The organism is Streptomyces torulosus, assembly GCF_001419765.1.
GTDB classification, from domain to species: domain Bacteria; phylum Actinomycetota; class Actinomycetes; order Streptomycetales; family Streptomycetaceae; genus Streptomyces; species Streptomyces torulosus.
In genome coordinates, this window is the sequence record NZ_LIRK01000122.1 from 19,796 (window position 1) to 32,654 (window position 12,859).

At 69.7% G+C, this 12,859-nt stretch carries 11 protein-coding genes and 3 pseudogenes; 7 read left to right on the plus strand and 7 right to left on the minus strand.

What is annotated here, in order from left to right:
* Window positions 1-46 precede the first annotated feature (46 nt).
* Window positions 47-208 carry a hypothetical protein gene (locus tag AOK23_RS48805; RefSeq protein ID WP_206336160.1) on the minus strand — a complete coding sequence of 54 codons (162 nt, stop codon included), beginning with the start codon at window positions 206-208 and terminating at the stop codon, window positions 47-49.
* Window positions 209-502: 294 nt separating this feature from the next.
* Between AOK23_RS48805 and AOK23_RS46700 the strand changes: the two genes are divergently transcribed.
* Together AOK23_RS46700 and AOK23_RS44765 are read left to right on the plus strand one after the other, a co-directional pair.
* Window positions 503-802 carry a hypothetical protein gene (locus AOK23_RS46700; RefSeq protein WP_055712281.1) on the plus strand — a complete coding sequence of 100 codons (300 nt, stop codon included), beginning with the start codon at window positions 503-505 and terminating at the stop codon, window positions 800-802.
* Between the two features lie 166 nt (window positions 803-968).
* Window positions 969-1,923, plus strand: a pseudogene (locus AOK23_RS44765) (transposase); the annotation flags it as partial.
* Window positions 1,924-2,142: 219 nt separating this feature from the next.
* Here the strand turns inward: AOK23_RS44765 and AOK23_RS09400 are convergent.
* Complete coding sequence (locus AOK23_RS09400; protein WP_055712282.1) at window positions 2,143-4,074, minus strand: Xaa-Pro dipeptidyl-peptidase; 1,932 nt, start codon at window positions 4,072-4,074, stop codon at window positions 2,143-2,145.
* 473 nt (window positions 4,075-4,547) lie between these two features.
* Between AOK23_RS09400 and AOK23_RS52210 the strand changes: the two are divergent.
* The 3 genes and pseudogenes from AOK23_RS52210 to AOK23_RS09410 all read left to right on the plus strand — a co-directional run.
* Window positions 4,548-4,655 (plus strand): annotated as a pseudogene (locus AOK23_RS52210) (SIMPL domain-containing protein); the annotation flags it as partial.
* A 407-nt stretch (window positions 4,656-5,062) separates the two neighbouring features.
* Window positions 5,063-6,331: a DUF418 domain-containing protein gene (locus AOK23_RS09405; RefSeq protein WP_079049386.1), complete on the plus strand. Its 1,269-nt coding sequence runs from the start codon at window positions 5,063-5,065 to the stop codon at window positions 6,329-6,331.
* 239 nt (window positions 6,332-6,570) lie between these two features.
* A complete protein-coding gene (locus AOK23_RS09410) occupies window positions 6,571-8,226 on the plus strand; it encodes a sensor histidine kinase (RefSeq protein ID WP_240496329.1) in 1,656 nt (551 codons plus the stop codon).
* A 46-nt stretch (window positions 8,227-8,272) separates the two neighbouring features.
* Here AOK23_RS09410 and AOK23_RS09415 read toward each other — a convergent pair whose 3' ends face one another.
* A complete protein-coding gene (locus tag AOK23_RS09415) occupies window positions 8,273-8,938 on the minus strand; it encodes a response regulator (RefSeq protein WP_055712284.1) in 666 nt (221 codons plus the stop codon).
* Window positions 8,939-9,161: 223 nt separating this feature from the next.
* Here AOK23_RS09415 and AOK23_RS48390 point away from each other — a divergent pair, with 223 nt between their 5' ends.
* Window positions 9,162-9,425, plus strand: coding sequence for a hypothetical protein (locus AOK23_RS48390; protein WP_055712285.1), 264 nt, complete (start codon window positions 9,162-9,164; stop codon window positions 9,423-9,425).
* On the opposite strand, the pseudogene AOK23_RS09425 reads toward AOK23_RS48390, so the two are convergent.
* The 4 genes and pseudogenes from AOK23_RS09425 to AOK23_RS09440 all read right to left on the minus strand — a co-directional run.
* Window positions 9,400-9,647 (minus strand): annotated as a pseudogene (locus AOK23_RS09425) (SDR family NAD(P)-dependent oxidoreductase); the annotation flags it as partial. The gene AOK23_RS48390 and the pseudogene AOK23_RS09425 overlap by 26 nt on opposite strands.
* Window positions 9,644-10,837, minus strand: a complete 1,194-nt coding sequence (locus tag AOK23_RS09430) for an NAD(P)/FAD-dependent oxidoreductase (RefSeq protein ID WP_055712287.1) — start codon at window positions 10,835-10,837, stop codon at window positions 9,644-9,646. The pseudogene AOK23_RS09425 and the gene AOK23_RS09430, both read right to left, overlap by 4 nt.
* Entirely contained in the window at window positions 10,834-11,031 is a 198-nt protein-coding gene (locus tag AOK23_RS09435) for a ferredoxin (protein WP_055712288.1), read from the minus strand. The genes AOK23_RS09430 and AOK23_RS09435 overlap by 4 nt, the downstream gene beginning before the upstream one ends.
* Window positions 11,032-11,073: 42 nt before the next feature.
* Window positions 11,074-12,279: a cytochrome P450 gene (locus AOK23_RS09440; RefSeq protein ID WP_055712289.1), complete on the minus strand. Its 1,206-nt coding sequence runs from the start codon at window positions 12,277-12,279 to the stop codon at window positions 11,074-11,076.
* Window positions 12,280-12,444: 165 nt separating this feature from the next.
* Here AOK23_RS09440 and AOK23_RS09445 point away from each other — a divergent pair.
* On the plus strand, window positions 12,445-12,859 hold a 415-nt coding region (locus tag AOK23_RS09445; protein ID WP_157877982.1), incomplete at its 3' end, for a TetR/AcrR family transcriptional regulator.

Genomic DNA, 12,859 nt, shown 5'->3' on the forward strand with positions numbered 1-12,859 from the left:
CAACGCTCCGGGTCACTACACCTAGGGCCTTCTTCACCGTGTCGCACTACCCGGCGACACCGTCCAGCAGGGCGATGCCGGCGGCGTTGTCGTGGGCGGAGGCGGGCAGGACGACGCAGTCGATGACGAGGCCCACCGTGTTCACGGGCTCCACAAGCCCCCACTGCTCGTCGGTGAGATCGCTCGGGTACGGCTTGTGCATGTCCATGCCGCAACCCGGCGAACCCCGAACGCCTGACCGGCAGCGATGCCCCAATGTCACACCATCGAGCGATGACAAGACCGACAGAACGCCACATCCCGCACTCTCACGATCGAGTCCCGCTGGCACCAACCGTGCCATGGGACTGAAACAGCCCCACTGACCCCATCGAGCGGTGATGGCCGATCGGCTCGACGTCCTCTGCCGTTCGGCGGGGGCGAGTCCGGAAACTCGCCAGACGCGTCAGGGCGTGCGGACCATGCATGCTCCCATCGACAACACAACGTCCTTGGAGGCACCATGCGCACTCGCACAGCCGCCTGCGTCGTACTGCTCGCCCTCACCGCCTTCGCCACCGGCTGCGGGAGCTCCGAGAGCACCAGCAAACCGAGCAAGCCCAGCAGCACCCCGACCACCGCCGGCATCACACCGGCAGCCGCCAGCGCCGAAGACCTGAAGGCCTGCACCAAGGCCCTTAAGGCCGCACTCGATGCGGACTCCGAGGACGAGGAGTTGAAGAAGACCGCCGAGTGCGACGGCCTCAGTAAGAGCGACTACGAGAAGGCCGCGGCTGGAGTCCTCGAGGGCCTGAAAGGCTGAGACGCCCTCCAGGACGCCTCAACGAAGCCTCCACGACCGCCCCAGCCCTGGCCGGCCCCGACGAGGCCGTGCACGAGCCGACCCGACCGTCGCGGGCTGAAGGCCCCTGCGTCGCCCACACCTTCCGTTCCAGTGGTCGTCGCAACACCCCAGTTCAGGGGATGCGATGGACTTCGAGATTCGAAAGGTACGGAACCCTCAGGGCCGCAAGAAGCTCTCTGCCGAGCGAGCTGCATACTTCCAGCTCATGCAGCAGGGTGTGAGCAACGAGGACGCATGCCGAATCGTCGGGGTGAACTCGAAGACCGGCAGGCGCTGGCGCGACGGACGCAGACCGTCCGGCCGGAACAAGACGGCATCACCGGTTCGTCCGGTGGTGCCGCCGTCCGTTTCTTCGTCGCGATGCCTGAGCCAGGACGAGCGGATCTACATCGCCGACCGGATACGGGAGAAAGCGCCGGTCAGGGCCATCGCCGCTGAGCTGGGCCGCAGCCCGTCGAACGTCAGCCGCGAGATCCGCCGCAACCGCACCACGGGCACCACCGGCCAGTGGCACCACCGGCCCTACGCCGCTCAAGCCCGTGCGGACAGCCGCTGCCCCCGCCCCAGGCCCCAGGCCCCGGAAGATCCACCAGAACCGCGAGCTGCGGGTCTTCGTCCAGGCCGGCCTGGCCCGCTGGTGGAGCCAGGAACGGATATGCCTAGCTCTGAGGCACAGTTTCCCGAACGGCCGGAGACGCATGTGGTCCACGAGACGGCCTACCAGGCCCTCTACGTCCAGGGCCGCGGGGAACTGCGCCGTGAGCCGGCCCGCGCACTGCGCTCGGGACGGACCCGCCGCAGGCCCCAGCGACAGACCCGCAGCCGGCAGCCCCGCTTCCGGGACCCCATGGCGATCAGCGAACGTCCCAGCGGCAGACGGCGCTTCGGCGATCGGCACCCTCGTCGCACGCGCCACCCGGTACGTGATGCTCCTGCACCTGCCCGACTGCCGCAGCGCCGAACACGTCCGGGACGCCCTGGTGGACACCGTCCGGACGCTGCCCGAACACCTGGTCCGCTCTCGCACCTGGGACCAGGGCGCAGAGATGGCCCCCCGCAGGAGCTTCAGCATCTCTTCCTGCCCAGCACCTCCTCCGTCGGCGTCCCGGCCCGTTGTCGTGGCCGGGACGCCGACGGAGGCGTGGATGCTCTGTGTGTCCAGGACCACCAGGCTCGGGTCGGCTGATCGTTTCCGCTTCTCCCGCAACTGCCAGCGCAGCAGGTCGTGGATGATCCCGGACTCTCAGAACAAGCACCGCGGCCCTGGAAGGCTCGGTGGGTGCCGGCGCCCGAGCCGGTCAGTTGCCGGGGACGCGCTGGGCGGTGTGCGGTGCCCGCACGCCGTCCAGGACCGTGGCTTCGGGTACGGCGGACGTGCCGCCCGAGGTGGCGCGGGCGAACGCGGCGGCGCCGCCGAGAAGCGGGACGCGAACCGACGTACGGGCCAGGTCCAGGGCGAGCGTCGGGGTGGTGGACGGCGGGACGATGAGGTTCTTGTCCGTGCCCGCGACGATCAGGGCCAGGCGGTGGCCCTTGGGGACGACGTGGTCGGTGGCCGCGAGGTCGAGCGTGATGGTGTAGGCCTTGCCCGGGGTGAGCGGGACCCCCTTGCGGTCGGAGGCGTGGTTGCCGAGGTCGGCCCACCCGCGGCTGAACACGGTGTAGTCGACGGACCTCTTCTTCGCCCGCGTTGCCTTGAAGCAGGCGCTGTCCCGCTTGGTGCTGCCACCCCAGCAGGTGCGGTTGGTGAGGGTGGTGATGCCCTCGGCCTTGTCGGCGTAGTCCCGGATGGTGGCAGGGCCGAGGTCGACGAGGACGGCGGACAGATGGGCCGTCGACGTGGTCGGGGTGGCGGTGACGGTGACCTTGGAGGAGCCGGACAGACGCAGGTCACGGGTGAGCGGTGTGGTCACGAAGCCGGCCTTCTCGGGCGTCGTGCTGCCGATCCGTGCCGCCCAGTCGGTCTCGCTGCGCGCCCGGTTGTCGGTGAACCTCTCCGTGCCGGTGCCCTTGCTCAGGCCAAGGGTCCCCACGCCCGGCCGACTGCCGGTGGCCGGGAACAGGGTGGTGGTGTGCGTAGCGTGCGGCGGCCAGACCTTCGAGGTGACCCACCGGTCGGGGTGGCGCTCGATGTCGGCCATGGGCTCACGGTCGATGCCGTTGTCGTAGCCGAGGAGTTCGTGGTCGAACCAGCGGTGCAGGGTACGGACCCAGTCGGCGCGCCGGAAGTCGAAGGGGTCGACGTGACCGGTCTGGGAAAGCCAGATCTTGCGCTCGACGCCGTTCTTCGCGAGGGCGTCCCACCACTGCCCGAAGTGCTTGGTGCGGACGTTGAGGTCCTGCATCCCGTGCACGAGGAACACGCTCGCGCGCACCTTCGCCGCGTCCTTGACGTAGTCGCGCTCAGTCCACAGGGGCGTCCAGTCACCGCTGCGCGGGGCCCCGTTGATGAGCTTGCGCTCCATGGCCGCACAGTGCCTGGAGGCGTCGTCGCTCTGCACTGCGAAGGACAGCCAGTCGGGGCCGAACTCGGAGAACGGGGCACCCTTGGCGAAGTAGTAGTCGTACCAGGAGGAGATCGCGGCTATGGGGACGATGGTCTTCAGGCCCTTGACGCCGGTGGCGGCGACGCCGTTGGCTATGGTGCCGTCCCAGCTCTTGCCGATCATGCCCGTGCGGCCGTTGGTCCAGGTCGCCTTGACGGCGGTGCCGCCGCGGCGGCTGGTGTAGGCCTTGGCGCGGCCGTTCAACCAGTCGATGACGGCCTTCGCGGACCGGATGTCGCTGCGGCCGCCTACATCGACGCAGCCATCGGAGCGGTTGGTGCCGGCGAGGTCGACGCCGACGAAGGCGTAGCCGCGGGGAACGAAGTAGTTGTCGTAGAACAGCGGCATCCGGTCGACGCGCCCACGCTTGCCGTACGTCTTCTTCTGGCTCTCGTTGCCGCGCCCGCAACACGCGTAGTAGGGGCTGGCGTCCATGATGACGGGGACCTTGCGGCCCTGCCGGGCGGGTTCGCGGGGCCGGACGATGTCGGCGGCGACGCGGTCGTTCCTGCCGTCGCCGTCGCCCTCGAGGCCGGTGTCCACCCAGACGGACTCACGGACGGCATGGGCGTAGGAGTAGACCGGTCGGCTCTCCTTCGGGGCGGGGGCGGCCTGGGCCGCCGCCGGGATGAGGAGGGCGGCCAGCAGGGCGGCGACCGACACCGTCGCGTACGTTCTGATCATGCGCCCAACGTCGCCGGTCCGGACGCCCTGACGCGTCTGCCAAGCTTCCGGACCACACCCCGACGAATGGCGGAGGACGCGGAGCCGATCGGCCATCACCGGGAGCGACTCCGACGCCGCAGCGGGTGCCGAGACGCGCCTGCATCGTGCCCTTGCAGCCCCTCCGTCCGGGCCGGTGTAGCCCGCGCCGTGCACGAGGCATGGGCCGTGGTCGGCGCGCACACCTGGCATGACGATCAATCAGAACGACGACAATCCAGAGCACGAGTACTGCACCGGACACCGGCCTCGACGGCGATGGCGGCGACGATGCCGCCGGCAGAGCCTGGAAGAGCACCGCAGTGATCAGAGTGTGGGAACCCTGGACCGACCCGCCGAGCAATGCTCAGTTCCGCTGTCCCGTTGGCAGGCGTGCACCCGGTGGGCGGGCTACAGCCTTCTGCGCGGCGTCGACGGCGTAGGCCGACGGGGCAGCCCAACTCGCCGACTTCACCGCCCTCGGCGAACTCACCACCCTCCTCGCCGAGCTCGACCTCACCAGCGTCGACGGTCCCTGGTGGGCCCCCGACAGATCGTCACCGTTCGAGTCGAAGCCCATTTCGTCATGACCCCACCACGACTGCGACCGAAGCCGCTCCACTTTCCGGCGCACACCAGAGGGCCGCACTGTGCAAGACGACACAGAAGTCACCGACGCCGCCGGTCAGATGGTCGAGATGGGCAAAGCACCGTACGTCCCGAGCGACCGGCACGACGTCACCGTGAACCACCCGGGTGCGGTGGCGACCGCGGACTTTATCGCGTCAGCCCCTCCCGCCCTTTGCCGGCTGTCGCGGGCGGGAGATGGCGCCGCTCGTCCGGGCCTAGGTCGAACGTTCACTGGTGCTTGGTGATGGCCGATCGGCTCGGCGTCCTTGGCCATTCGGCGAGGCGTGGTTCGGAAGCTTGGCAGACGCGTCAGGGTGTCCGGACCGGCGACGTTGGGCTCATGACCCAGACAGAGATCTCACACGAAACGCCACCTCCGCGGCACGGGGCACCGGCTGAGCCCGTCGGCGTGGTCGAACAGCAGTCGTCGGTGGGGCGGTTGGTCGGGGTGGACCTGGCCCGCGCGCTGGCCGTGTTCGGCATGTTCGCGGTACACGTCGCCCCACCTGCCGAGGACGTGGGTGGCTTCGGCGGCTGGCTGCTGGAACTGACCGAGGGCCGGTCGTCGATCCTGTTCGCCACCCTCGCCGGGTTCTCGCTGATGCTGATCGCCGGCCGCCGGGAGCCGAAGACCGGCCTGGCCGGCCGGCAGGCGAAAGCCCGGATCGTGATCCGGGCTGTGGTCCTGCTGGCACTGGGTACCGCGCTGACGATGCTCAAGACCGGGATCCTGGTGATTCTCGCCTTCTACGGGGTGTACTTCCTGCTGGCACTGCCCCTGATACGACTGCGGGCCAGGACCCTCACGATCATCGCGGCCGTGCTCGCGGTCGTCGGGCCGCAGGCGGCGTTCGGCCTGAAGTGGCTGCTGGGGGAATCGACGGCGAAGAGCATCGACGCCTACGACCCTGTCGCCCGGCTCGGCGGCGACGGACTGCTGGGCCTGCTGCTCCACGGTTACTACCCCGCGATCACCTGGATGCCGTTCGTGATCGCCGGCATGGCACTGGCCCGGCTCGACCTGGCCGCCAACGCGGTGCAACGCCGGCTGGCCGCGCTCGGCCCCGCGCTGATGGCACTCGGGTACGGCACCGCCTGGCTGACGGCAAGGCTGTACCCGCCCATTCAGGCGGACAAGGCCGCTCTGAAGGAAATCTTCGCGAACCTGGATCCGAACTCCATCGAGTCCCTGCGACCGGGATCGCCAGCCTACGACTACATCCACGACAAGGTTACGGACAGCGCGAACATAGCCTCGTCGCTGCTGGGAGCCGAGCCGCACAGCGGTACGACCTTCGAGATCATCGGCGGCCTCGGCGTGGCGATCACCGTGCTCGTCTGCGCGACCGCGGCCATGGCCCGGCTGGCGTGGCTGCGCCGGCTGGCGAGCCCGCTCATCGCCGTGGGCACCATGTCCCTGACCCTCTACGTCGCCCACGTCGCCGCCTACACCATGCTGCCCGACGACGCCACCGGCACCCTGGTGCCGCTGCTCGGCTTCATCGCCGGGTCCATCCTGTTCGCGACCGTCTGGTCGCGCTTCTTCCGCCGCGGACCGCTGGAGTACCTGCTCAACAGCACCACCAAACTGGCGAAGTTCGTCCGGTGAGACGCGGCGTGTCAGGGCACGTTCGCCCTTCGCCCGAACGAGGTCGGCCCTGGCCGGGCCCGGATACGATGACCACGGCCCCCGTCCTCGGGTACGGTCGGCGCCGATCACGGGCCACCTGTCATCACCGCTGCACTGCTGTGGCTGGTGACCCCGGCCGGCGTGGCCCGGAGGCGGCTGCGCTCATCGGGCGGGCGACCGCCCGGCTCGGCGGCCACCGCCGTCGTCGTGGAGGTGTCGTGGCTGGTTGGGCGAAACTCGCCGAGGTCGTCGCCGCCGAGGCGGTGACGACCTGGCAGCACCTGGCACGACAGGGCCGGTTGCTGTTGGTGTGGTGGTTGTTCCTGCCCGCCACGGCGATCGTCACGGCCGTCATCAACGTGCCCGGGCAGCCCGCAACAGCGATCGGCCTGCTGGTCGCCGCTGTTGCCCTGCTCTGCCGGTTCACCTGGCCGATCACCTCACTGCTGGCCGGGACCGGCGTCGCGGCAGTGGCGTTGATCTTGCAGAGCACGACCCTGTTGGCTTCTATCTGGCCGGTGAGCGTGATGCTCGCCTATGCGGTGGGCCGCCAGGTCACGGAAACCCGCCTCGCCGTGGCCGCCTTGGCGCTCGCCACCGGCGTGCAATCCGCAGCCAGCCTCGTCGACCTCGCCGGGCTGACGGTTGACCTGGAGGATGTCGGCCGCATCGTCGTCATCAATGTGCTGCTGGTGGTACTGCCGGGCGCCATCGGTATGCGGCAGGGGGAGCGAGCCCTGGCCATGGATGCCCTGCACGAACGCAACGCCCTGCTGGAACGCGCCAACCTGCTCGGCGAGTCGCAGGCCCGGATGCAGGAAAGGGCGCGCATCGCCGGCGAGATGCACGATCTGCTCGGGCACCGGCTCAGCCTGATCGTCCTGTACGCCGGGGCCCTGGAGATGCGCACCCGCACCGCGGCCCCCGAGGTCAACGAGCAGGCCGACCTAGTACGGACCACCTCCCGGACCGCACTCGAGGAGCTCCGCACCGTGCTGGGCATCCTGCGCCTCGACGGCGCCGAACCACCGGACGGCACCGAATCGGCGGTCGGCACGCGCGAGGATGTCACCAACCTGGTCGCCGAAGCCCAGCATGCGGGCCTGCCCATCACCCTGTCCTGGCGCGGCGGCGACCTCACCGACGCCGACATCGGCATCCGCCGAGCGGTCAACCGCATCGTGCGCGAAGCCCTCACCAACGTGCACAAACACGCCCCGGGCGCGCCAACCCGGCTGACCGTCACCGTCGACACCGAAAAACTCACCATCAGCGTACGCAACGTCGCACGCCCGCCCGCCGTCCCACCGCCCAGCAGCGGCCTGGGACTGGTCGGCCTGCGCGAACGCGCCCGCCTGGCCGGCGGCGACTTCACCGCCGGCACAGACCCGCTCACCGGCAACCACGCCCTCACCGCCGCCCTCCCCCTGCGCCATAACAGCCCCGGCACCATGAGCCCAACCATCGATCAACCCGCCCCGGCCGACGCGCAGATGCTCCCCTCCCGTACCGGGGCCGAAGACGGGCCCCACCACGACGCATCACGAAGGAAGACCAAGACGGCCTTCCTCGCCCTCGCCGGAGCCGCCGTTGCGGTCTGCAGCGGCCTCGGCTTCAGCGTCTACGACTACTTCCAGTCCGCCGTCTCGCCGCACACCTACCGGCAGATCAAGATCGGCGACACCCAGCACAGAGTGCGCGAGCTGACCGGCGGCGACAACATGACCGCCCGCACAGCGGGCCAGGCAGAGCAACCGGCGGCGCCGGCCGGCACCTCATGCGAGTACGCGCTGGCCGAGGGATTCGGGCACGTGTTCCGGTTCTGCTTCAAACACGGCAAGCTCGCACAGAAGGACGAGCTTGGGAGGTCGTAGGCGGAACCCGGTAAGCCGACGCTTCGCGTGGGCTCGACGAGGCGGATCAGGAACGGCTGCTTGGCGGAAGAACTCCGGCGTCGTGCGCCAGGATCGCCGCCTGAACCCGGTTGGTGCAGCCAAGGACGGAGAGGATGCGACTGACGTGAGACTTGGCGGTGCCTTCGCTCATCAGCAGCGCCTTGGCGATCTCAGCGTTCGAGCAGCCCTCCCGCAGCAGGCACAGCACGTCGCGCTCGCGGTCGGTCAGCGCCGCGACACGGCGCCGCGCCTCGTCGGCCTGGCTCACGTCGCGGTTGACGTGGCGATCGATCAACTGCTTGGTGACTCGGGGCGACAGGATGGGCTCACCGGCGGCCGCCACCCGGACAGCCCTGATCAGGTCGTCGGGCGGGGTGTCCTTGAGCAGAAAACCCGCAGCGCCGCAGCGCAGCGCCCGGGTGACGTACTCCTCCTCACCGAAGGTGGTCAGCATGACCACGCTCGTCCGCGGCGCCACCGTTCTTATCTCGGTGGCCGCGGCCAGCCCGTCGACGCCGGGCATGCGAATGTCGAGCAGTGCCACGTCAACGAGGTGCTTGCGAGCGAGCTCGACGGCGCCGGCACCGTTGTCCGCCTCGGCCACGATCTCGATGTCATCGGCGACGTCGAGCACGAACCGTATCCCGGCGCGGATCAACACCTCGTCGTCGGCCAAGAGCACCCGAATCACTTGCCACCCCACTCAGTCAGCCGCGAGCCCCCGACGGCCAACGCGCGAGCCGACTCCGGTAAGAACGCGGCGAGTGCCGCAGGCGTTGGCACCCAATTATCAACGGACGGCATGGCGGTGCGCACCGAACGGCAAAGTGCGGCATTTCAGGATGGTCTGATGGCAATTTCCCGCCCCGTCGGGCCAGCACCGCGCCGAGGGTCAACTCCCCGCCGGTCACGCGGTGCGCCGAGCCGGCGCGGTCGCCCCGGTCAGCCGGCGCCGTATCACCGCGGTCATCGCCCAGCACACCCGATTCTCCGAACTGCGCGGGATGCGTTCCACGACCTCCACCTCGATGCCCACCGACGGGAGGCGCTGCCTCTGTGGCTCGGACGACGAAGGAGTCATCGACACCCACCGGCACACCTTGCAGACGCAGCTGCGCGCCCTGTACGCCGACTGGACCCTGGCGGACTATCGCCGAAGGACTCGACCGCGGTGGTGATGACCTCGTCGACCGTGCGCTGGTCGCTCAGTCGCCAATGACCGTGCGGGCGGTACCGCCGCTCGCCTCGATCTGCTTGGCGACGGCCTCGGCGCCGACCGGATTGGTGTCCGCGATGAGAACCCTGGCTCCCAGGCTCGCGAACCGCAGCGCGGCGGCGCGTCCGATGCCGGCCCCGGCGCCGGTGACGACGACGCCTCGTCCTTCGAATTCGCTGTTCATCGCGCCATTCCTGTGGAGGATGCGGGTACGGCGTCCTGCCAGCGGGCGCGCAGGGCGATGGAGTGCCGCCAGGCCAGGGTGCTCTTGGGTGGCATGCCGACGGACAGGACGCCGGTGAGGCGGTCGGCGGTGCGGTAGACGGCGGTGAACTTGCGTTCTTCCAGACTGCCTTCGGCGACCCGCATCTCGTCGTGGCCGCGCAGGTGACCGTAGGCGCGGATCTTCAGGTCGTACTGGTCGGACCAGAAGTAGGGGACGGGCGCGAACTGCCGCTGGGCGCCCAGGAGGTTGCAGGCGGCGGCCATGCCCTGCTCGGCGGCGTTCGTGCGGTGCTCGATCCGCATCGACGTGTCGAAGAGCGGGTTGTGCCAGCGGGCCACGTCACCTGCGCCGTACACCTCGGGCGCGGCGGCGCAGAACTCGTCGCAGACCAGCCCGTCTTCGAGGGTGAGGCCGCTGCCGGTCAGCCATTCGGTGTTGGGCCGGGAGCCGACGGCCACCAATACCGTGTCCGCCTCGACCACGCTGCCGTCGTCGAGGCGTACGCCGCCGGGGACGACCTCGCTGACCCCGGTCCCGGTGCGCAGGTCCACGCCGTGGTCGAGGTGGACCTGGGCGAGGATGCGGCCGACGTCCTCGCCCACCGCGTTGGCCAGCGGGACGGGCGCGGGTTCGAGGAGGGTCACGTGGGTGCCCAGGCCGGCCGCCACCGACGCGGCCTCGGCGCCGAGGAATCCGGCGCCGACCACGGCCAGTGTGCGGCCGGGGCCCAGGCGGTCCTTCAGGGCGAGGGCATCGTCCAGGGTGCGCAGGACCTGGGCCGGCCTGCCGGGCAGCAGGCGGGGACGGACCCCGGTGGCCACGATCAGTCCGTCGTACGGCACCTCCGTACCGTCGGCGAGCAGCACGGTGCTCTCGGAGACATTCACGCCGATGGCCGCGCAGCCGTAACGGGCGTCCAGGTCGAGGGCGTCGAGATCGGCCGGAGCGCGCAGGGAGAGCCGGTCGGGGCTCCAGGCGCCGGAGAGGATCTCCTTCGACAGGGGCGGGCGGTCGTAGGGGGTGGTGGGTTCGTCGCCGATGAGGGTGATGGTGCCGGTGTGACCCTCCCGGCGGAGGGTTTCGGCGGCCGCGAGGCCGGCGGCGGAGGCGCCGACGACGACCACGCGGCCGGTCGGGGTCACGCTCACGACTCCTCCAGGCGGATCGCGGACGCGGGGCAGACGGTGGCGGATTCGCGAACCGCGTCGTGGACTTCAGCCGGCGGATTCTCGTTGACGAGGACGACCAGGCCGTCCTCGTCGCGCTGGTCGAAGACGTCGGGGGCGAGCAGTACGCACTGGCCCGATGCGACGCACTTGGGGACGTCGACTTCTACATGCATGACTATTCTCCTGTGCTCGGTGGGGGGATCAGGCGGTTCCGGTCACCAGGTGACGGGCAGCTCGACGACGCCATAGACGACGGTGTCCTGCTTGAAAGCGATCTCGTCCATCGGCACGGCGATCTTCAACTCGGGCAGCCGGCGAAAGATCTCGGGCAGCACGATCTGGAGTTCGGCGCGGGCGAGCGGCTGGCCGAGGCACTGGTGAATGCCGTAGCCGAAGGCGAGGTGCTGGCGGGCGTTGGCGCGGTCCAGATCGAGGTCGTCGGGAGCGGTGAAGAGTTCCGGGTCACGGTTGGCGACGTGGACGGGAATGATCACGCCCTCCCCCGCGCGGATGGTGACGCCGTCGATGGTGACGTCCTCGACGGCGGTTCGGCGCAGCCCGCCGTGCACGATCGAGACGTAGCGCAGAAGCTCCTCGACCGCGCCCGCGACCTGCTCTTCCCCGCCGAGGATGTGCGGAATCTGGTCGGGATGGGCGATGAGGGTGATGGTGCTCAGCGCGATCATGTTCGCGGTCGTCTCGTGTCCGGCGAACAACAGGAAGGCACCCAGGTCGGCGGCGTCCTGATCGGTGATGACGCCCTCGTCCGCCTGCGCGGCGAGCCGGGTGATCACGTCGTTCCCTGGCTTGGTGCGCTTGGTCTCCACGAGTCCCAGCAGGTACTCGGAGAGGCTCGCGAGCGCCTGCTCGGCCTTCTGCGCCGTGGCGTTGAAGTCGACGATGGCCTTCGAGTGCTCCTGGAAGAACGCGTGGTCCTCGTACGGCACACCCAGCAGCTCGCAGATGACCAGGGACGGCAGCGGCAGCGCGAAGTGCTCCACGAAGTCGGTGGGACCGCTCAGCTTGGTCATCTCGGTGAGGAGCTCATCGGTCAGGCGGGCGATGGCCGGGCGCAGCTCGTTGATGCGCTTGACCATGAACTCCCGGGTCAGGGTGCGCCGCATCGTCGCGTGGACGGGGTCGTCGTGGTTGGCGAAGAAGCCACGCCGGCCCTGCGGGGTGTCTTTCCTGAAGGTGGGTGCGCCGGGATGGGTCGGATTGGTGCTGAACGCCGGGCTGCCCAGCACGGTGCGGGCGTCCTCCCAACGGGTCACCAACCAGGGGCTGAGCTGCCCCTCCCACAGGGAGACGCGGGAAATGGGCTGCTTCGCACGGAGTTCGGTGTACAGCGGCGAGGGAGCCAGGGGGGCACCCTTCGGGCGGGTGAGCGTGAACGCGGGGACAGTCGGAGACGAGGTCATGACCGTGCCTTTCCACCATCAGCTAACAGTGTTAGTCGAACAGCCGTTAGCCTAACGCCGTTAGTCGATGAGTGGGAAGTACCTGTGTCGGCGGACGAAGCGCCGACCGTGGGAGACAGGGCGCACCGAGGGGCGTAGGCTGCTGCGGGCAGTGAGGAGGAGGCAATGAAGTCGCAGGTCAAGCGGGTCCCCAACGCGCGGGGCGAAGGCGAGCGGCTGCGGCAGGAGATCCTCGGCGCGGCGACCCGCATCCTTGAGGAGTCAGGGCGCGAGGACGCGCTCTCCCTTCGCGGGGTCGCCCGCGAGGTCGGCATTTCCGCACCCAGCGTCTACCGGCACTTCAAGAACAAGGCCGACCTGGTGACCACCGTGCTCGACGACACCTACCACGCACTGGCCGTCGCGATGAGCGAGGCCGGCGAGTCGGCCGCCGCAGCGGGCGCGGGCCCGTGGGAACGCGTGCGGGCCACCGTCACCGCTTACCGCAGGTTCGCCATCGACAAGCCCCGCCGCTACCGGCTGATGTTCAGCCTGGAGTACGAGCCCGACCGGCCACCGACCACCGACCACCCCATCGGCA